Source organism: Micromonospora sp. CPCC 205558, from assembly GCF_036902955.1.
Taxonomy (GTDB): domain Bacteria; phylum Actinomycetota; class Actinomycetes; order Mycobacteriales; family Micromonosporaceae; genus Micromonospora.
The window spans coordinates 1-18,382 of sequence record NZ_JBAKHR010000005.1 but is presented as its reverse complement, the minus strand read 5'-3'; the positions used below and the strand labels follow the sequence as shown (position 1 = coordinate 18,382).

17 protein-coding genes are annotated in these 18,382 nt (G+C 72.3%); 10 read left to right on the top strand and 7 right to left on the bottom strand.

All coding sequences use genetic code 11. From position 1 onward, the window contains the following. Together V6U86_RS05155 and V6U86_RS05150 are read right to left on the bottom strand one after the other, a co-directional pair. Positions 1-924, bottom strand: a complete 924-nt coding sequence (locus V6U86_RS05155) for a C40 family peptidase (protein WP_334498995.1) — start codon at positions 922-924, stop codon at positions 1-3. Positions 925-984: 60 nt separating this feature from the next. Beyond that, positions 985-2,082 (bottom strand): mandelate racemase/muconate lactonizing enzyme family protein, encoded by a 1,098-nt coding sequence (locus V6U86_RS05150; protein ID WP_334498993.1) that lies wholly within the window; start codon positions 2,080-2,082, stop codon positions 985-987. Positions 2,083-2,126: 44 nt separating this feature from the next. On the opposite strand from V6U86_RS05150, the gene V6U86_RS05145 reads away from it, so the two are divergent. Beyond that, positions 2,127-2,924, top strand: coding sequence for a tyrosine-protein phosphatase (locus V6U86_RS05145; protein ID WP_334498991.1), 798 nt, complete (start codon positions 2,127-2,129; stop codon positions 2,922-2,924). Here V6U86_RS05145 and V6U86_RS05140 read toward each other — a convergent pair. From V6U86_RS05140 to typA, 3 genes are all read right to left on the bottom strand, one after another. Next, on the bottom strand, positions 2,893-3,576 hold the full coding sequence (locus tag V6U86_RS05140) for a lysoplasmalogenase (RefSeq protein WP_334498989.1): 684 nt from the start codon (positions 3,574-3,576) through the stop codon (positions 2,893-2,895). The genes V6U86_RS05145 and V6U86_RS05140 overlap by 32 nt on opposite strands. Before the next feature lie 89 nt (positions 3,577-3,665). Next, a complete protein-coding gene (locus V6U86_RS05135) occupies positions 3,666-4,514 on the bottom strand; it encodes a serine hydrolase (protein WP_334498987.1) in 849 nt (282 codons plus the stop codon). Positions 4,515-4,626: 112 nt separating this feature from the next. After that, on the bottom strand, positions 4,627-6,495 hold the full coding sequence (gene typA / locus V6U86_RS05130; RefSeq protein WP_334498984.1) for a translational GTPase TypA: 1,869 nt from the start codon (positions 6,493-6,495) through the stop codon (positions 4,627-4,629). 133 nt (positions 6,496-6,628) lie between these two features. Here typA and V6U86_RS05125 point away from each other — a divergent pair, with 133 nt between their 5' ends. Then, the gene (locus V6U86_RS05125; protein ID WP_334498982.1) at positions 6,629-8,047 is read left to right on the top strand and encodes a DedA family protein; all 1,419 of its coding nucleotides are present in this window, start codon (positions 6,629-6,631) and stop codon (positions 8,045-8,047) included. Between the two features lie 35 nt (positions 8,048-8,082). Beyond that, complete coding sequence (locus V6U86_RS05120; protein ID WP_334498980.1) at positions 8,083-8,958, top strand: lytic transglycosylase domain-containing protein; 876 nt, start codon at positions 8,083-8,085, stop codon at positions 8,956-8,958. Between the two features lie 46 nt (positions 8,959-9,004). Here V6U86_RS05120 and V6U86_RS05115 read toward each other — a convergent pair whose 3' ends face one another. Continuing rightward, a complete protein-coding gene (locus V6U86_RS05115; RefSeq protein ID WP_334498978.1) occupies positions 9,005-11,131 on the bottom strand; it encodes an MMPL family transporter in 2,127 nt (708 codons plus the stop codon). A 123-nt stretch (positions 11,132-11,254) separates the two neighbouring features. Between V6U86_RS05115 and V6U86_RS05110 the strand changes: the two genes are divergently transcribed. The 5 genes from V6U86_RS05110 (at position 11,255) to V6U86_RS05090 (ending at position 16,446) form a co-directional block, all read left to right on the top strand. Then, positions 11,255-11,770: a MarR family winged helix-turn-helix transcriptional regulator gene (locus V6U86_RS05110; protein ID WP_334499866.1), complete on the top strand. Its 516-nt coding sequence runs from the start codon at positions 11,255-11,257 to the stop codon at positions 11,768-11,770. A 2-nt stretch (positions 11,771-11,772) separates the two neighbouring features. Then, positions 11,773-13,452: a CocE/NonD family hydrolase gene (locus V6U86_RS05105; protein WP_334498976.1), complete on the top strand. Its 1,680-nt coding sequence runs from the start codon at positions 11,773-11,775 to the stop codon at positions 13,450-13,452. Positions 13,453-13,609: 157 nt separating this feature from the next. Then, positions 13,610-14,485, top strand: a complete 876-nt coding sequence (locus V6U86_RS05100; protein ID WP_334498973.1) for a hypothetical protein — start codon at positions 13,610-13,612, stop codon at positions 14,483-14,485. A 108-nt stretch (positions 14,486-14,593) separates the two neighbouring features. After that, positions 14,594-15,169: an ArsR/SmtB family transcription factor gene (locus tag V6U86_RS05095; protein WP_334498971.1), complete on the top strand. Its 576-nt coding sequence runs from the start codon at positions 14,594-14,596 to the stop codon at positions 15,167-15,169. After that, complete coding sequence (locus V6U86_RS05090; RefSeq protein WP_334498969.1) at positions 15,166-16,446, top strand: MFS transporter; 1,281 nt, start codon at positions 15,166-15,168, stop codon at positions 16,444-16,446. Before V6U86_RS05095 ends, V6U86_RS05090 begins: the two co-directional genes overlap by 4 nt. 48 nt (positions 16,447-16,494) lie before the next feature. Here V6U86_RS05090 and V6U86_RS05085 read toward each other — a convergent pair whose 3' ends face one another. Beyond that, a complete protein-coding gene (locus tag V6U86_RS05085; protein ID WP_007072071.1) occupies positions 16,495-16,698 on the bottom strand; it encodes a cold-shock protein in 204 nt (67 codons plus the stop codon). 193 nt (positions 16,699-16,891) lie between these two features. On the opposite strand from V6U86_RS05085, the gene V6U86_RS05080 reads away from it, so the two are divergent. After that, positions 16,892-17,575, top strand: coding sequence for a class I SAM-dependent methyltransferase (locus tag V6U86_RS05080; protein WP_334498961.1), 684 nt, complete (start codon positions 16,892-16,894; stop codon positions 17,573-17,575). 99 nt (positions 17,576-17,674) lie between these two features. Further along, complete coding sequence (locus V6U86_RS05075) at positions 17,675-18,283, top strand: DedA family protein (protein ID WP_334498958.1); 609 nt, start codon at positions 17,675-17,677, stop codon at positions 18,281-18,283. Positions 18,284-18,382 lie beyond the last annotated feature (99 nt).

Genomic DNA, 18,382 nt, shown 5'->3' with positions numbered 1-18,382 from the left:
TCAGACCCGGTGCGCGCCCACCAGCGTGGCGACCCGGTCGGCCGGCAGTGGTTCTTCGATGACCCGCCGCCGCCGGTAGCAGGCGTGCAGCATCCGGCGCTGGCCGCCGTCGCCGGGCGTGGCGGTGACGATGCCGATGTGGTGGATCTTGCGGCCGGGTCGGGCGAAGAAGTAGAGATCGCCGGGGCGTTCCGCGCCCAACGGCACCGGGGTGGTGGCGGCGGCCTGGTCGTCGGCGTCGCGGGGCAGCAGCACCCCGAACCGCCGCCAGGCCAGGTGCACCAGCCCCGAGCAGTCGATGCCGTGCACGGAGAGACCGCCCCAGATGTAGGCCACGTCCAGCAGCCGCTGTGCCACCGCGAGCGCCTGCTCGGCGGTCGGCGACGTGGCCGACGCCGGGACCAGGTGACCGTCGGGCAGCCAGAGCGGCGTGGCCCGGCCGGGGACGTGCACCGGCCGCCAGTCGTCGAGTGCGGGGCCGGCCGGGACGAGGCGGGTGCCGACGACGACGCCGGGCAGCGCCACCGGCCCGTTCGGGGCGGTGTGCAGCCCGGTGACGGTGGCGTCTACCACCAGTGGGGGATCGGTGCTGGTGTGGGCCGGGTCGAGCGTGGTCAGTTGGTCGGTGGGGAGCCAGCCCGGGTAGCCGCGGGGGTCCAGCTTGGCCGCCGGCTGTTCGACGGCGACGACCCGGGCCCAACCGTCCGGGCGCAGTTCGCTGACGAGGACGCGCTCGCCGAGCAGGAGTTGGCTCAGCACGCAGTCGCCGACCTGCTGATCGGTGTCGAGTCCGGAGATCCAGGTCAGGATGTCGGCGCCGGCGGTCAGTGCTGGGCGGTCGACCGGGCGGACTGCCTCGGGGGAGGTCCACAGCGTCGCCACGGCGACCCGGACGAGGGCCTCGCGGCCCGGTTGCAGCTCCACGTCAACTCCCAGATCGTGTCGGCTGTCCACGGGGAACCCTATGAAAGAAACCGCCAACCATCAACTAGCAGCCTGCACCTTTGCTTCAGCTAGGCCGGAGATGCCCAGGCCAGGGGCGTCCGGCAACACGACGGTCGCGCCGTCGTAACGTATTCCGCCCTGCACCGGTGACCAGGCCAGCCACCAGGCGGCGTCCAGGTCGGCGACCGCTGTGGTGCCGTACGCGGCGACCAGGCTCGCCGCCGCCCCGATGCCGACCTGACTCTCCATCATCGAGCCGACCACCGTGCCGAGCCCATGGGCGGTCGCCAGGTCGAGGAGGGTGCGAGCGGGGTGCAGCCCACCGCACTTGGCCAGCTTGACGTTGACCAGGTCGGCGGCCCGGCGGCGGATCACCTCCACCAGGTCACGGACCCCGAAGACCGCCTCGTCGGCCAGGATCGGCACGGACACCCGGTCACTGACCCAGGCCAACCCATCCAGGTCCCAGCGGGCCACCGGCTGCTCGACCAGCTCCACGTCGAGCCCCGCATCCTCGATGCCGCGGATCACCCGGACCGCCTCCCGGGGCGTCCAGCCCTGGTTGGCGTCCAGTCGGATTTGGGTGCCGGGGCCGACGGCCGCGCGTACCGCGCGCACCCGGTCCAGGTCACCGGCCGCGTCGGTGCCGACCTTCAACTTGAGCACACCGAAGCCGTCGGCCCGCCGCTGCCGCGCCGCCGCCGCCAGGTCGACCGCGTCACCCGCCGCCAGCGTGACGTCCGTCGGGACCCGCAGCGAGGTGCCCCCGAGCAACCGCACCAGGGGTACGCCCAGCCGCCGCGCCGCGAGGTCGTGCAGGGCGACGTCCACCGCCGCCTTCGCGGCCTCGTTGCCGACCACCGCGCGCTGCACTTCGGCGCAGCGGGCCACCAGGTCGTCCGGGTCACGGCCGACCAGCTGTGGGCCGAGCAACTCGTGGACGCACGCCTGTGCCCCAGCGACCGACGCACCGGTTACCTGCCAGACCTGGGGCGCCTCGCCGAAGCCGGATCGCCCGTCGCTGTCGACGAGTTCGACGACCAGAGTCTCCACTGTGGTGGTACGGCGCAGCGCGGTCACGAACGGGGTGTGTAAGGGGGCGGAAACCCGGTGGGTGCGTACCGCCGAGATCGTCATGTGGGGCACTCTATATGCAGGTTCACGGCGGGAGGGGAGACCGGATGACCGGGCAGAGCTGGGAGCTGGTGGGTGCGCCGAACGCGCGTGACCTGGGCGGGCTCGTCGGCGCGGACGGGCTGCGGGTGCGGGTCGGCCAGTTGATCCGCACCCCGGCGCTGGGTCGGCTGACCGACGAGGACCTACCGGTGCTGGCGAAGCTGGGGCCGGCGTGCGTGCTGGATCTGCGTGACAGCACGGAGATCGCGGTCGCCCCGCCGGACCGGTTCGCCGGTGAGCCACAGGTGGTGCGCCTTCCGGTGCACGATTCGGAGCATCCGGTCTTCACGTACGTCTCGGCGGTGCTGCTCGGTCACGACCTGGACGCGTACGCGGAGCTGGCCCGGCAGGGCACGGCCGGGGCGATGGCGGCGATCTACCGTTGGTTCGTCACCGGTGAGTCGGCGCGGGTCGGGTTCGCCGAGGCGGTGCGCCTGGCGGCCCAGCCGGAGAACCTGCCGCTGCTCTACCACTGCTCTGCCGGCAAGGACCGCACCGGTTGGCTCACCGTCATCCTGTTGACCGCGCTCGGGGTGGACGAGGCGGCGATCCGCGCCGACTACCTGTGCAACAACGAGCTGACCGACAGCCTGCGGGCGGTGATCGTCGAGGCGATGCGACGTCGAAATCCCGAGCTGGACGTGGATGCGGTGCTGCCCGTGCTGGAGGTCCGCGCCGAGTACCTCGACGCCGCTTACGCCGAGGTGCGTCGGGTGCACGGCTCGTTCGACGCGTACCTGCGCGATGGGCTGGGGTTGACCGACGAGACCCTCAGCGCGTTGCGGGCGCAACTGCTGGAGTGATCGGCGCGCGGGCGACGCAGCCGGTGACGATCAGTGCCTGGCCGGCGGCGTAGCTCGCCATGACCAGCACCGGCGCCGCGGGCGGCTGGGCCACGCCGGCCACCCCGGCTGCGATCAGCAGGTCGGAGCCGAGGAAAAGCGCGGCGCCGAGACCGACGCGCCAACCCTGGGTGGTGGCGGTGCTGGCCATGGCGGCCAGCGCGAGCGCGTAGCCGGCCACCGGCACGGCCAGCCCGGCGTCGGTGAGCCCGGCCCACATCCAGGTCAGGGCGACGACGGTCAGCACCGCGTACCCCAGGGGGACGGCGACCAGCGGCGCACGCCGCAGCGCGGACGCGGCGCCGCGTCGGGTGAACGCCGCGAGGTAGCAGAGGTGCGTGCCGAGGAAGCAGACCATGCCGGCGATGAACCAGCCGGTGCCGTCGATCATGAGGGCGACGTCGCCGCCGGTGGCGAAGGCCAGCGCGGCGAGCAGCAGCCGGTCCGGTCGGGCTCCGCGTTCGGCGCTGACCCGCCAGAGGTACGCGGCCAGCAGCGGCATCAGCAGCGGCTTGGTGAGCAGGAAGGGCAGGCCGCCGCCGGTGGCGTTGGCGAGCAGGTTCGCCGCCGTCACGACGAGGAAGGCGATCAGCACGGTGCGGCTGCGGGGCATCGGCGGCTCCGGGGTGGGGGGTGCGAGCAGCCTAGTCGGAGTCGGCGGGCGTCGATCCCGGTGCTGGCCTCGCCGCCGAGGCGGTGGCGTCAGAGGTGGTGGCGGGCGGCCCAGACCTGCGCCGAGATGTGCGCGAGCAGCAGACAGGCGTCGTCCTCCACCTGGTCGCCGTCGGCCAGGTCGGTGGTGGTGCAGACGGCGATCAGGTACGGCGGGGCGTCGTCGGGCAGGACCACGCCGGCGCCGTGGCGGACGCCGCTCACCCAACCGTTCTTGTGCGCGATGCGGGTCCCGTCGGGTAGGCCGGCGGCGAGGTCCTCGCGGTGTTCCTGAGCGAGGAGGACGTCCAGCATGGTGGCGCAGGCAGCCGGTGAGGCGAGTGTTCCAGGGGCGTTGGCCCCAACGGCCAGCGCGCCGAGCAGCGCGGCCAGGTCGGCGGCGGTGACCGTGTTGGTGATGCCGGCCTCGCGGGCGGCGAAGTCCTCGATGCCGCGGCCGGTGACGCTGGTGCGGGCGCCGGCGAGCGCCCAGACCTCGGCGACCGCGGGCAGCCCGACGTGCCCGAGGACGAGGTTGGTGGCGAGGTTGCTGGAGCGCACGATCATCCGGTCGGCCAGCCAGCGCAGCGGCGCGCTGCCGCCGAGGCGGTCCCAGACCGCGTCGTCGTTGTCGTAGTGCTGCGCGCAGGCGAAGCGGGGTGCGCCGGGTTGGGCGGAGTCGAAGTCGTTGACGACCGGGACCGGGGCGTCCAGGTCCAGGGTGCCGGCCTCGGCGGCGCGGTGCAGCGCGGCGAGTACCGCGACCTTCATGGTGCTCGCGGCGTAGTGGGCGGCGTTCGGGTGGCGGGTCCAGGTCGGTGGGGCGTCGAGCCGCCCCACGTACGCGGAGACGGTGCCGGGCACCCGGTCCAGGTGGGCGTCGAGATCATCCCAGGTCATGCCGGTGACCGTAGCGGATCACGGGTGGGCGGATTCGCGTACCCGTGGCGGGAAAGCGGACGGGCGCGCCGGCCGCAAGCGGCCGACGCGCCCGGTGTCGGGTGCTGGTGGGTCAGCCGGCGTGCTTGCGGCGGGCGGCGGCGCGGCCCCGCTGCTGCTGGTCGAGCACCACCTTGCGGATGCGCACCGCGGTCGGGGTGACCTCGACGCACTCGTCCTCGCGGCAGAACTCCAGGGCCTGCTCCAGGGAGAGCTTGCGCGGCGGGATCAGCTTCTCCGTCTCGTCGGAGGTCGACGCCCGCATGTTGGTGAGCTTCTTCTCCTTGGTGATGTTGACGTCCATGTCGTCGGAGCGGGAGTTCTCCCCGACGATCATGCCCTCGTACACCTCGGTGGTGGGCTCGACGAAGAGCTGGCCGCGCTCCTGCAGGTTGATCATCGCGAAGGCGGTGACCGCGCCGGAGCGGTCGGCGACGAGCGAGCCGTTGTTGCGGGTGCGCAGCTCACCGAACCACGGCTCGTACGACTCGAAGACGTGGTGCAGGATGCCGGTGCCCCGGGTGTCGGTGAGGAACTCGGTGCGGAAGCCGATCAGGCCGCGCGCCGGGACCAGCCACTCCATCCGGATCCAGCCGGTGCCGTGGTTGACCAGCTGCTCCATCCGGCCCTTGCGGGTGGCGAGGAGCTGGGTGATCGCGCCCAGGTACTCCTCGGGGGCGTCGATGGTCAGCCGCTCGACCGGCTCGCAGGTCTTGCCGTCGATCTCCTTGGTGACCACCTGCGGCTTGCCGACGGTCAGCTCGTAGCTCTCCCGGCGCATCTGCTCGACCAGGATGGCCAGCGCCAGCTCGCCGCGGCCCTGCACCTCCCAGGCGTCCGGTCGCTCGGTGGGGAGGACCCGCAGCGACACGTTGCCGATCAGCTCCTTGTCGAGCCGGTCCTTGACCATCCGCGCGGTGACCTTGGAGCCCTTGACCCGACCGACCAGCGGCGAGGTGTTGGTGCCGATGGTCATCGAGATGGCCGGCTCGTCGACGGTGATCAGCGGCAGCGGAACCGGGTTGTCGACGTCGGCGAGCGTCTCACCGATCATGATCTCCGGGATGCCGGCGACGGCGATGATGTCGCCCGGGCCGGCGGTCTCGGCCGGCTTACGCTCCAGGCCCTCGGTCATCAGCATCTCGGAGATGCGGACCCGCTGGGTGCTGCCGTCGGTGCGGCACCAGGCCACCGTCTGACCCTTGCTGATGGTGCCCTGGCGGACCCGGCACAGCGCCAGCCGGCCGAGGAACGGCGAGGCGTCGAGGTTGGTGACGTGGGCCTGCAACGGCGCGTCGTCCTCGAACGCGGGTGCCGGAATGGTGTCCAGCAGGGTGCGGAACAGCGGCTCCAGGGAGGTGCTGTCGTCCGGGACCGAGCCGTCGGCGGGCTGGGTCAGCGAGGCGATGCCGTCGCGGGCGCACGCGTAGACGATCGGGAAGTCGATCTGCTCCTCGTCGGCGTCCAGGTCGAGGAAGAGCTCGTAGGTGTCGTCCACGACCTCCTTGATCCGGGCGTCCGGACGGTCCACCTTGTTGATCACCAGGATGATCGGCATCCGAGCCCGCAGCGCCTTGCGCAGCACGAAGCGGGTCTGCGGCAGCGGGCCCTCGCTGGCGTCGACGAGCAGCACCACACCGTCGACCATGGTCAGGCCGCGCTCCACCTCGCCGCCGAAGTCGGCGTGGCCAGGGGTGTCGATGATGTTGATGGTGACCGGGTCGGAGCCGTCCGCCGGCAGGTAACGCACGCCGGTGTTCTTGGCCAGGATCGTGATGCCCTTTTCCCGCTCCAGGTCCCCGGAGTCCATCACCCGCTCGGTGTTCTCGCCGCGTGCGCCGTACGCGCCGGCCTGCCGCAACATGGCGTCGACCAGGGTGGTCTTGCCGTGGTCGACGTGAGCGATGATGGCGACGTTGCGGAGGTCGGTGCGAAGCTGCATACCCTCTATCCTTCCGCCTGCGCTCGCGCAGGCTGCGTCGGGGTCACCCCCAGGTGCCCCTGATCTATGGTGAAACCGCTGTGCCGGTGGTTCCCCCGGCTGGCATGCTGGCTCCCGTGTCCCGGGGGCCTGAGTGCACGACCTGCTGACCTGGGTGCAAGGTCTGCCCACCCTGTGGATCTACCTGGTCGCCGCGCTGATCGTGGCGGGCGAGACCGCGGTGATCTTCGGCCTGCTCGTGCCGGGTGAGGCTACCCTGCTGCTCGTCGGCTTCCTCACCTACAACGGTACCTTGCGGCTCGGGCCGGCGTTGATCGCGATGATCGTCGCGGCGGTCCTCGGCGATGGGCTGGCCTTTCGCGCCGGACGGCGGTACGGCCCTCGGCTGCGCGCCGGGCTGGGGCACCGGGTCGGGCCGCAGCGGTGGGCCCGTGCCGACACCATGCTCGCCCGCCTCGGTGGGCGAGGGGTGTTCGCCGCCCGATGGGTGGCTTTCGCCCGCACCCTGGTGCCCCGGTTGGCCGGTGCGGCCGGCATGCCGTACCGGCGGTTCGCCCTGTGGAACGTGGCCGGGGTGGTGACCTGGGTGGGCGGCTCGGTGCTGCTCGGTCACCTCGCCGGTGAGTCGTACGACACGGTCTCCCGGCTGCTCGGGCGGGCCTCCGGGGTGGCGTTCCTGCTGCTGGCCGGCCTGGTGGGTGTGGTGCTCGTCGGCCGGTGGCTGGGTCGTAACCCCGATCCGGTGCGCGCGCTGCTGTCCCGGGCGGGCGCGCTGCCCCCGGTGCGGTGGCTCACCGCCCGCTACGGGGTGCTGTTCTTCCTGGTGGCCGTGCGGGTCGGCCCGGCCTGGACGCTGCTGCTCAATCTGGCCGCCGGGCTGCTGCTGTTGTTCGCCGCGGGGCTGGCCATCGCCGGTCTGCTCGCGCTGGCGGTCCGCAACAGCGGGCTGGCCGCGTTGGATGGCGCCATCGCCGGGTGGTTCGCCGACCGGCGTACCCCGGGCGCCGCCGATGCCACGCTGGTCGTGGTGTCGGTGGTACGCGGGTCGGTGTTGATCCTGTTGGTGGCGCTGGTGGCGGCGGTTCTGGCGTGGCGCAACCGGCCCTGGCGGGCGGATCTGCTCAGCGTGGTCGGCACGGTCGGCGCGTTCGTGCCGCTGGTGGTGCTGGCCGTGGTGGCCGAGCTGACCGGCCCGGACGGGAGCGCCCCGGGCGGTGGGGAGGTGGCGCCGCTCTCGACCCAGAGCGCCGTGGTCGCGGCGAGCTTCTGCACCCTGGCCTGGCTGGTGTCGCGCAGCGCCCACTGGCCGGTGGCGGTGGCCGCCTGGACCGCCGCCGCGGCGGCGGTGCTCGGGGTCGGCGCGGCGCGGCTCTACCTCGGCCTGGACACGGCGAGCGGGACCGCAGCGGCGGTGCTGCTCGGGGTGCTCTGGACTGTGGTGTTCATGGTGGCCTGGGCCACCCGGGACCGGGCGGTGGGGGATCCTCAGCCGCCGGTGGACCAGTCCGGGCGGCCGTCGCAGGGGCACCGCCGACCGGTCGAGCCTTGTTAGGGTGCGGCGACGATCACACCGGGGGAGGCAACGGCATGGTTCGACGGACCGATCGGCTGGGCGGCGCGGTGCTCGCCGGGCTCCTGTTGGCGGGCGCGTTGGTCGGCTGTGCTGCCAAGGGGGAGAGCCCGGCGGGCCTGGCCGCGCCGGTCGCCGCCACCGAGGTGCCGACGGATGCCCCGTCCGACGAGGTCAGCGCGGAGCCGAGCCCGTCGGTGAGCGCCGTGGAGTCGATGGGCGCCGCGCCGAGTCGTAGCGCGACCCCGACCCCGAAGCCGACGAAGAAGCCGACCCGTACGGCGCCGAAGCCGCGTGCGGTGGCGAAGCCGCCCATCGAGACCGAGGTTCCGCCGGCGCCACCGAAGCCGGCACCGACGTCCTGCAAGCCGACCTACAAGGGCACCCAGGCGTCGCGGGCCGAGGTGAAGGCGGCGCTGACCGAGGCGGCCAACCGCCAGTACTGGCCGGTCTCGGCGCCGGACATCAAGATCCCGCTCACCCTGCTCAAGGCCACCGCGTGGCAGGAGAGCGGCTGGCAGTCCAACATCTACGCCTGCGACGGTGGGGTCGGGCTGTTGCAGGTGATGCCGGCCACCGCGAGCTGGATGAACCAGCGGTTCGAGAAGAGCTACAAGATCGACGCCTACCGGGACAACGCCTACCTCGGCGCCACCTACCTGGCCTGGGCGACGAAGTACATCGGCGACATGTACTTCGAGTCCGTCTTCGATCTCGACCCGGCCCTGTGCACCAGCGAGCTGAATTCCTGCCTGCTCAACGCGGTCATCGCCGCGTACAACTTCGGGCACGGTGCGGTGGCGCAGGAGGGGAAGCCGCTGGCCATTCCCAACCCGTCGTACGTGCGCAACGTGCGGGCGTTGATGAGCGAGTGCGTCTGCCTGGAGTACTGACCTCGTCGGGGCCGGGACGGATTTCGGCACGGCCCCGACGCGTCGGTCAGTCGTGCGCGGCGACCGGTTCGGGCGAGCGCGGGCTGGCCTCCACCGGATCGCTCGTGATCCGGCCGGGCCACCAGAAGCGGTCGCCGAGCAGGAACGCCAGCGCCGGCACCAGGACCGTGCGGACCAGCAGGGTGTCGAGCAGGACACCGATGCAGACGATGATGCCGATCTGGGTCAGGGTGATCAGCGGCAGCACGCCGAGCACGGCGAAGACCGCGGCGAGCAGCACTCCGGCGCTGGTGATCACGCCGCCGGTGACCCGCAGGGCGGAGAGCATCCCGGCGCGGGTGCCGGCGTCGCGGGCGTCCTCCCGGGCGCGGGTGACCAGGAAGATGTTGTAGTCCACCCCGAGCGCCACCAGGAACACGAAGGCGAGCAGCAGCACACCGCTGTCCAGGGCGGGGAAGCCCAGCACGTGGTCGAAGAGCAGCCAGGCCCCGCCGAGGCTGGCGAAGAACGACGCGATCACGGTGAGCACCAGCAGCAGGGGTGCGAGCAGGCCGCGCAGCAGGAGCACGAGCACACCGCCGACCAGCAGCAGGATGATCGGCAGGATGAGTCGCAGGTCCCGGGCGTTGGCCTCATCGGAGTCGTAGGTGGCGGCCACGGAGCCACCGACGACCGCTCCGGACGGGGTGTCGGCGCCGGCCGGGGCCGGCGGCGCGGAGCCGGGAACGGCGGCGACGGCCTCGCGCAGCGCCTCGATCGCCCGGTCCGAGGCGGTGGTGCCGGGTTCGGCGTCGAGGACCACGTCGACCTGGGCGACGGCAGCTCCGGCGTCGCCGGGGCGCGCCGAGGCGACGCCGGGTACCGCGGAGGCGGCCTCGGTGACCGCCCGCACCGCCGCCGGGGTGGTGATCACGGCGACGGGTTGGGTGCTGCCGGCGGGGAAGGCCCTGGCCAGGGTCTGCGCCCCGGTCACCGCCTCTGGTTCGGCCCGGAACTGCTCGGTCTCGGACAGGCCGGTACGGATGCCGAGCCCACCCAGCGCCAGGCCGCCGAGCAGCAGGGTGGCCAGCGTCGCGACCACCACCGGGCGGCGTTGCACGACGGCGCCGAGTCGACCCCACAGCCGCCCCTCGCGGACCGGACCGCCGACGCGGGGCACGAACGGCCAGAACAGGCCACGACCGAAGAGGACCAGCACGGCGGGGAGCACGAACAGGGCCGAGAGCATGGCGAAGACCACACCGGTGGCGCAGGCCACCGCCAGTGCCCGGTTGGTTTCCTGTTCACTGAGCAGCAGGGTGAGGACGCCGAGCACGACGGTGCTGCCGCTGGCGAGGATGGGCTCCGCGGTGCGGCGCAGCGCGGCGCGCATCGCCGCGAACCGGTCCTCCTCGCGGCGCAACTCCTCCCGGTAGCGGGCGATGAGCAGCAGCGCGTAGTCAGTGGCGGCGCCGAAGACCAACACGCTGGCGATGCCGGTGACCTGACCCTGCTGGAGGTTGATGCCGACGCCCGGCACGATCACGTCCACCGCGCGCAGGGTGAGCTGCTCGGTCGCGGCGACCACGACCAGCGGCACGATCCACAGGAACGGGCTGCGGTAGGTGATCAGCAGGAGCACCGCGACCACGGCTGCGGTCACCGCGAGCAGGGTGATGTCAGCGCCGTCGAACACCGAGGACAGGTCGGCGGTGAAGGCCGGCGCACCGGTCACCTCGACGGTCAGCCCGTCGGGCAGGTTCGCCAGTGCGGCGCGTACCTGGTCGACCTGCTCGATGACCTCGTCCTGACCGCCGGCGATGCTGAGCGGCACGGCGACCAGCGCCACCGTGCCGTCCGGGGAGACCTGCGGTGGGCTGACCTGCCCGCCCACCGCGAGGCGGCCCAGGTCGCCGGAGCGGGCGGTGACGGCACCCCGGTCGGCCTCGCTCAGCGCGGCGCCGTCGCCGCGACTGACCACCACGATGGCCGGCTGGACCTCGCTGGACGGGAGCTGGTCCTGCAACCGCTCCACCTGGGTCGACTGCCATTGCAGGGACAGGCCGCTGGCGGAGACCGGTGCCGGGTTGTCCGGCTGGGGTAGCCCGAAGACGGCCGCGCCGACGACGATCGCGGCGGCCACGGTGAGCCAGGCGGCGAACCGGCCGCGGGCGACTCTGCTGAAGACGGACATCAGGTGACCCCAAATTGTTTCGAGCGCCAAGTATCTCGATAATCGAGATTATCGGCGGCTGTTCTATGCTGCAACCCGAGAACCGACGACGGGGAGAAGCGGCACCAGGTGGCGACTCACGGCATGTACCGGCGGCGCGAGACGCACCGCGAACAGCTGGTCGCGGAGATCACCGACAACCTGCGGCGGTACGCGGTGGACGCCCAGCAGGTGAGCCACGCCTTCGCCAATCTGCACGGCCTCAACCCGACCGACCTCAGCGCCCTGCTCGCGGTGATGGACGCGGAGCTGCTCGGCGACCCGATCACGCCCGGCCGTCTCGGTGAGCAGCTCAACCTCTCCTCCGGCTCGGTGACCGCCCTGATCGACCGGTTGGAGCGGGCCGGCCACATCCGCCGCGACCGCGACACGGTCGACCGGCGCAAGGTGCTGCTGCACTACGCCGACCAGGGCATGACCCTGGCCAGGGAGTTCTTTCGGCCGTTGGGCGCCCGCACCGACACGGTGATGGACCGCTTCAGCGAGGACGAGCTGGCGGTGGTGCACCGGTTCATGGCGGAGATGAGCGAGTCGCTGCGGACGCACCGGGACGCGGTGCGCGCCGCCCGACCCGAGTCGCCCCGCCGCCCGACGGGCTGACCGTGCCGGGCCGGCTCGTCACCCGCCTCGCCGGCGCCGCGCTGCGCCTGCCACCGACCCGCCCCGGCCCGGTGCGGGTCACCCGTGACCTCCCGGTACGCACCCGCGACGGTGTGGTGCTGCGCACCGATCACTACGGCACGGACGTCCGCGACGCGCCGACCGTGCTGATCCGTACCCCCTACGGGCGGGGCGGCCCGCTGCGGCTGCTCGGTCGGCTGCTCGCCGCGCGGGGCCAACACGCGGTGATCCAGTCGTGCCGGGGCACCGGCGGCTCCGGTGGAACGTTCGCCCCGTTGGTGCACGAGCGTGACGACGGCGTGGACACCCTGGAGTGGCTGCGTCGCCAACCCTGGTGGTCCGGCCAGCTCGGCATGTTCGGGGTCAGCTACCAGGGCTTCGCGCAGTGGGCGCTGGCCGCCGACGCCGGCGAGGAGCTACGCGCGATGGTCGCGGTGGTGACTGCCTCGGCCACCCGGGACTCGACGTACGCGGGGGAGTCCTTCGCCCTGGACACCGTGCTGACCTGGGCGGAGCTGCTGCACGCGCAGACCGTCCCGTGGCTGGCCCGGCAGTGGGAGCTCAAACGCGGGCAACCTCGCCTGGCCGCCGCGCTGGAGCACCTTCCGCTGGCCGACGCCGACCGGGTGGCAACCGGCGTGACCATCCCGTTCTTCCAGGAGTGGCTGCGCCACCACACCCCGCAGGCCGCGTACTGGCGGACCCGGGTCTTCGCCGACCACGTCGCGAAGGTACGGGCGCCGGTGGTCATGGTCACCGGTTGGCACGACATCTTCCTGCCCGCCCAGCTCGACGACCACGCCGTGCTGCGCGCCGCCGGCGTACCGCCACGCCTGGTGATCGGCCCGTGGACGCACGGCAGCCCCGGACTGTTCGTGGCCGCGCTGCGCGAGGGGTTGGCCTGGCTCGACGAGCACCTGCCGGAAGCGCCCCGACCGCGCGGCCCGGCGCGACCCGCCGTGGCACCCGTCCGGCTGTACGTCAGCGGTGCCGGCGGCGGCTGGCGGGACCTGCCGGACTGGCCACCACCGGCGGTCGAGACCGCCTGGCATCTGCAACCCGGTGGCGAGCTGGCGGCCCGCCCACCGGTGGCGTCGACCCCGGACCGGTTCCGTTACGACCCCGCCGACCCCACCCCGTCGCTGGGCGGGCCACTGCTCGTCGCCCAGCGGGCCGGCCCGGTGGACAACCGGCGCGTCGAGGCCCGCCCCGACGTGCTGACCTACACCAGCGCACCGCTGACCGGCCCGGTCGAGGTGATCGGCCCGGTTCGCGCGGAGATCCACGTGCGCAGCGACCTGCCCTACCTGGACGTCTTCGTTCGGCTGTGCGACGTGGACCGCAAGGGTCGTTCGTGGAACGTGTGTGACGGTCTGGTGCGGGTCACCCCCGAGCGCTTCCCGGCCGATCCTTCGGGGTCGCTGCGGGTTCCGGTGCCGCTGTGGCCGACCGCGTACCGGTTCGCCGCCGGGCACCGACTGCGGGTGCAGGTCTCCGGTGGAGCCCATCCACGGTGGGCCCGCAACACCGGCACCGGGGAACCCCTCGGCGCGGCGGTGACGCTGCGTGCTGGTTGGCGGCAGATTCTGCACGACCCGGATCACCCCTCGGTGCTGCTGTTGCCGATCGTCCACTCTGCCCCGTCGCAACCTCCAATCTGAACAGACCCCTCCTGAGCTGGTCGTTTGCCTGAAACGCGGGCTATGGTTGAGTCAACGCCCGGCGCCGTGCACCAGTAGGCCGGGCTCGTCCGAAGCCCAGCACCGCGTACGCGGTGTGACGTCGTGCCCGGTCCTCGCCTCTTGAAAGGGGGACCTCATGACTCGGGCCCCGGCTAACCTTCTGGCCGTCCGAAGCCTGCTCCTCACTCACCTCGACAACGCCCCCGGGCCAGACGATCTGGAACCGGGCGAGGTCGGCATCGTCGGCGACCCGGCCCACCGGGGCGGCTACCACTGCGGATCGGACCGGGTGGTGCCGAACGACTACTCGGTGGTCGAGTCGCCCCGTGACCGGGCCGGGTTGACCCTCGACGCGGCGGCGCTGGACGTCGGCCAGTTCGATGTCCGCTCCGGCGGTCGGACGAACACCCTGCGCAGCTTCTCGGCCTGGTGCGTGGCGCAGTGCACCGCGAACGCGGCCGACACCCGGGACATCCGGGAGATCATCTACAGCCTCGATGGCAGCACGGTGAAGCGGTGGGATCGCCTCGGCAAGCGCACCACCGGCGACAGCTCACACCGCTGGCACACCCACATCAGCTTTTTCCGCGACGCCATCAAGGCGGGCCGCGACCAGCGGCCCCTGTTCCGCCGCTACCTCAGCTCCATCGGACTCCTGGAGGACGACGACATGACCCCCGAAGAACACAAATGGCTGGCCACCGTCCACAAGAACCTCACCGTGCTGGACGGCCGCAACCCGGTCGGGCAGATCTACACCCGGATGGCGATGGGTGAGGATGCCACGGTCCCGAACTTCACGTCGGCGCACCCGACCTTGAAGTCGCTCGGCGCCCAGATCAGCGCGTTGCAGACGGCGCTGACCGCGTTGTCCAACCGGGACTTCACCGACGAGCCGGCGATCGTGGCGGGCGTGCTGGCCTCGCTGACGCCGGAGAAGATCGCCGCAGCGATCCCGACGAACATGGCCAAGCAGGTCGCCGACGAACTGGCCCGCCGGCTGGTCGCCTGAACAAGGGGGCGGCCTGTGGCCGCCGGGCCGCCCCCCTCGGCGCATTCCGCAACAAGTGTTGAGCAATAAGTCTTGCGCAATATTCGTTGCGGATGTCACGCTGTGGTCATGGAGAGCTCCGACGTACGCCAGGTCACCGACTCCCGGGTGCTGGCCGCCATGTCCCACCCGCTGCGCCGCCGGCTGATGGACGTGCTCAAGGTCCACGGGCCCACCACCGTCGGGCTGCTCGCCGAGCGCACCGAACAGGCCCCCGCGAACGTCAGCCACCACCTCAAGGTCCTCGCCGCCGCCGACCTGGTCACCGAGGCGCCCGAGCTGGCCCGGGACCGGCGCGAGCGGTGGTGGCGACTGGTCACCCGAGGGCTGCGCTGGTCCAACACCGACTTCGACGCCGACCCGGCCTCCCGAGCGGTCGCCGACGCCGCCACCTCGCTCAACCTGGACCGGCACGTCGCCCTGGCTCGCGCCTGGCACGCCACCGACGAGACCACCCAGGCCAGCTGGAACGACGCGCCGTTCTCCACCAACCACTGGCTACACCTCACGCCCGAGGAACTGGCCGAGCTGAGCCGCGAAATGATCGGCGTCCTCACGCGCTGGGCCGACCGGGACGTGCCCGACGACGACGCCGACCGCAGGCCGGTCTTCGTGTTCGTCCACGGCGTGCCGGCCCGACCGTGACCACCACCACCCGCAGCGACCCCACCGACGTACGGCCGACCGGAGGGCTGCTGCGGCACCGCGACTTCCGGCTGCTCTGGGCCGGTCAGGCGGTCAGCAGCGTCGGCAGCAACGTCACCACCGTCGCGTTGCCCCTGGTCGCGGTCGCCGTCCTCGACGCCGGCACCTTCCAGGTGGCGGTGCTCACCGCCGCGGCCTGGCTGCCCTGGTTGCTGATCGGCCTACCGGCCGGCGCGTGGGTCGACCGGCTGCCCCGTCGGCCGGTGATGGTGGTCTGCGACCTGCTCTGCGCGGCCGCCTTCCTCAGCGTGCCGATCGCCGCCGTGCTGGGTCGGCTCACCGTCTGGCAACTGCTGGTGGTCGCCCTCGGCGCGGGCGTCGCGCGGGTCTTCTTCGAAACTGCCGACCAGGTCTACCTGCCGGTGCTGCTGCGGCCCGCGCAACTGCCGGAGGGCAACGCGAAGCTCCAGGCGACCCAGACCGTGAGCTACGTCGTCGGACCCGGCCTCGCCGGCCTGATCGCCCAGCTCGTCGGTGCCGTCGCCGCGCTGCTGCTGGACGCGCTCACGTTCCTGCTCTCCGCGGTGTTCCTGCTGCGCATCCACACCCGTGAACCCCGGGTACGCCGGTCGCGGCGGTCCCGATCGCTGCGCCGGGACATCGCCGAAGGGCTGCGTTTCGTCATCCGGGACCCGTACCTGTGGGTGCTCACGGTCTTCGGCGCGGCCAGCAACATCGGGCTGACCGGCTACCAGGCCGTCCTGGTGGTCTTTCTGGTGCGCGAACTGCGTCTCGAGCCGGGCCTGGTGGGCGGGCTCGTCGGGGTGATGAGCGCCGGCGGGATCGTCGGCGCGCTGTTCGCCACCACGGTGGCCCGGCGCTGCGGCACCGCGCGGGCGCTGCTGATCGGGGCGGTGCTCACCGGCCCACCCGCGCTGCTCATCCCGCTCGCCGCACCCGGCGTCGGGCTGGCCTGGCCAGCCCTCGGCGGTCTGCTGATCGGCCTCGGGGTGGCCATCGGCAACGTCGTCAAGGGCGCCTTCCGGCAGACCTACACACCGCACCACCTGCTGGGACGGGTGACGGTCAGCATGCACCTGCTCAACTACGGCACGATCCCACTGGCGGCCGTGCTGGCCGGTGCGATCGGCGCACGTTACGGCGTCGAGACAGCGATTGTCGGGATGACCGCCTGGCTGGCGCTCACCCCGTTGATTCTGTTGGTCGGGCCACTCCGGAGGCGGCGGGACCTGCCCGCCGCCCCGGCGGCGTCTTGAGTGCACTGCGACGGCGGCCGGAGACCGGCCGCCGTCACCGGCACGGAGCTACATCGGGCGGACGTTGTCCGCCTGCGGACCCTTCTGCCCCTGGGTCACCTCGAACTCGACCTTCTGGCCCTCGTTGAGCTCCCGGTAGCCGCTCGTCGCGATGGCGGAGTAGTGGACGAACACGTCCGGCCCTCCACCATCCTGCTCGATGAAGCCGAAGCCCTTTTCCGAGTTGAACCACTTAACCGTGCCGGTTGCCATGCATCTCTCCCTGTTCAAAGCGGCTGACCCTCGGCCTCTGGCCGATGATCGCCCGTACCTGTTCGACAGTAACGGGCAAAACCCCGATCCGCTGGCCGAAGTGCCGTAGGTCTTCGGTCGAACTCGGGTGAACTCTGCGCGGCGGCATGCGAAACCCGCCCCGACCGACCGCCGCTGGGGCATGCTTGCGCCGATGAAGGGTGCCGAAGCCGACGCGCTGACCGAGCTGGAACGCGAGGTCGCCACGCCCGGCTCCGGTCTGGACCGGCTCCGGTTGACGCCCACTCCGTTCGTCCCCGAGGTGCGGTTGCACCTGGCCGAGGACGCGATCGTCTGGTGGGCCAGGATGGAGGCAGCCGCCGGGCATCCGCTGCCGGCGCCGTACTGGGCGTCCGCCTGGGCCGGAGGGCAGGCTCTGGCCCGCCACCTCCTGGACCACCCGGAGTTGGTCGCCGGTCGTCGGGTGCTCGACCTCGCCGCCGGGTCCGGGCTGGTGGCCATCGCCGCCGCGCTGGCCGGCGCCGCGGAGGTGATCGCCAACGACATCGACCCGTACGCCGTCGCCGCCGTCACCCTCAACGCGCGGACCAACCACGTCGCCGTCGGCGCCACCGGGGACGACCTGCTCGACAGCGCCGAGCCGAAGGTCGACCTGGTGGTCGCGGGGGACGTCTTCTACGACCGCACAATGGCCGACCGGATGCTGCCCTTCCTGCAGCGGGCCGCCGCCACCGGCGCCGACGTGCTGGTCGGCGACCCCGGCCGTGGACACCTACCGGCTGACCGCCTGACCGTGCTGGCCGACTACCCGGTGCCCACCACCGAGCCCTCGGTCGACTCGTCGCTACGCCACGTGCAGGTGCTGCGCCCCGACTGAGCGGCCCTCGACTCAGGGGCGACCCCGAGACGGATACCAGGGGTCGCTGGGGGCTACGACCCGATGTCCGAAGTGGCGCGACGGCCATAGCGTCGACGCATGACGCAATGGCTGGCCCAGATCGGAGAACTACCGGTTCTGCTGCTGATGGGCGCGCTCGGGCTCGTCATGCTCTTCGACGCCGTACCTCTGCTGGGTGTCCTCATCCCCGGCGACGTCGCGATCCTCGCCGCCGTCGGAGTCGGCCGCCCGAGCACCGGGCTGGCCACGTTCACCGCGGTGCTGGTCGGTTGCCTGGCCGGCTGGTCGCTGAGCTTCCTGATCGGCCGTCGCTACTCCGACCGGCTGCGCCACAGCCGCGTCGGCGGCTGGATCGGCGAGCCTCGTTGGGCTGCGGCAGAGGGAATCCTGCGCCGCGGAGGCGGTCGGATGATGCTCGTCGCGCCGTTCCTGCCCGTCTTCAACGCGCTGCTGCCACTGGCCGCCGGCGGGCTGCGGATGTCGTACCGTCGATTTCTCGGCTGCGCGACGCTCGGCGCGGCCGCCTGGGCCGGTCTCTACCTCGCCCTGGGCACCGCGTCCCGGTCGGTGGCCGGGCTGCTGCCGGGGAACCCCAGCCCGCTGCTGGTCACCATGGGGGTCGGGCTGGTGCTGGCCTCCGTCGCGTTGCTGGGGGCGCGGCGGCGGTTGTTCGCCGTCGTCGGCTGAGTTTGTCTTCGTTCTGGGGGCGCTGGGGCCGGGTTGCGGTGGGCGGCGGGGGGGTGCTGCCGGTGCCCACGTAGGGCAACAGGTTCGGCGCGCCCGGGC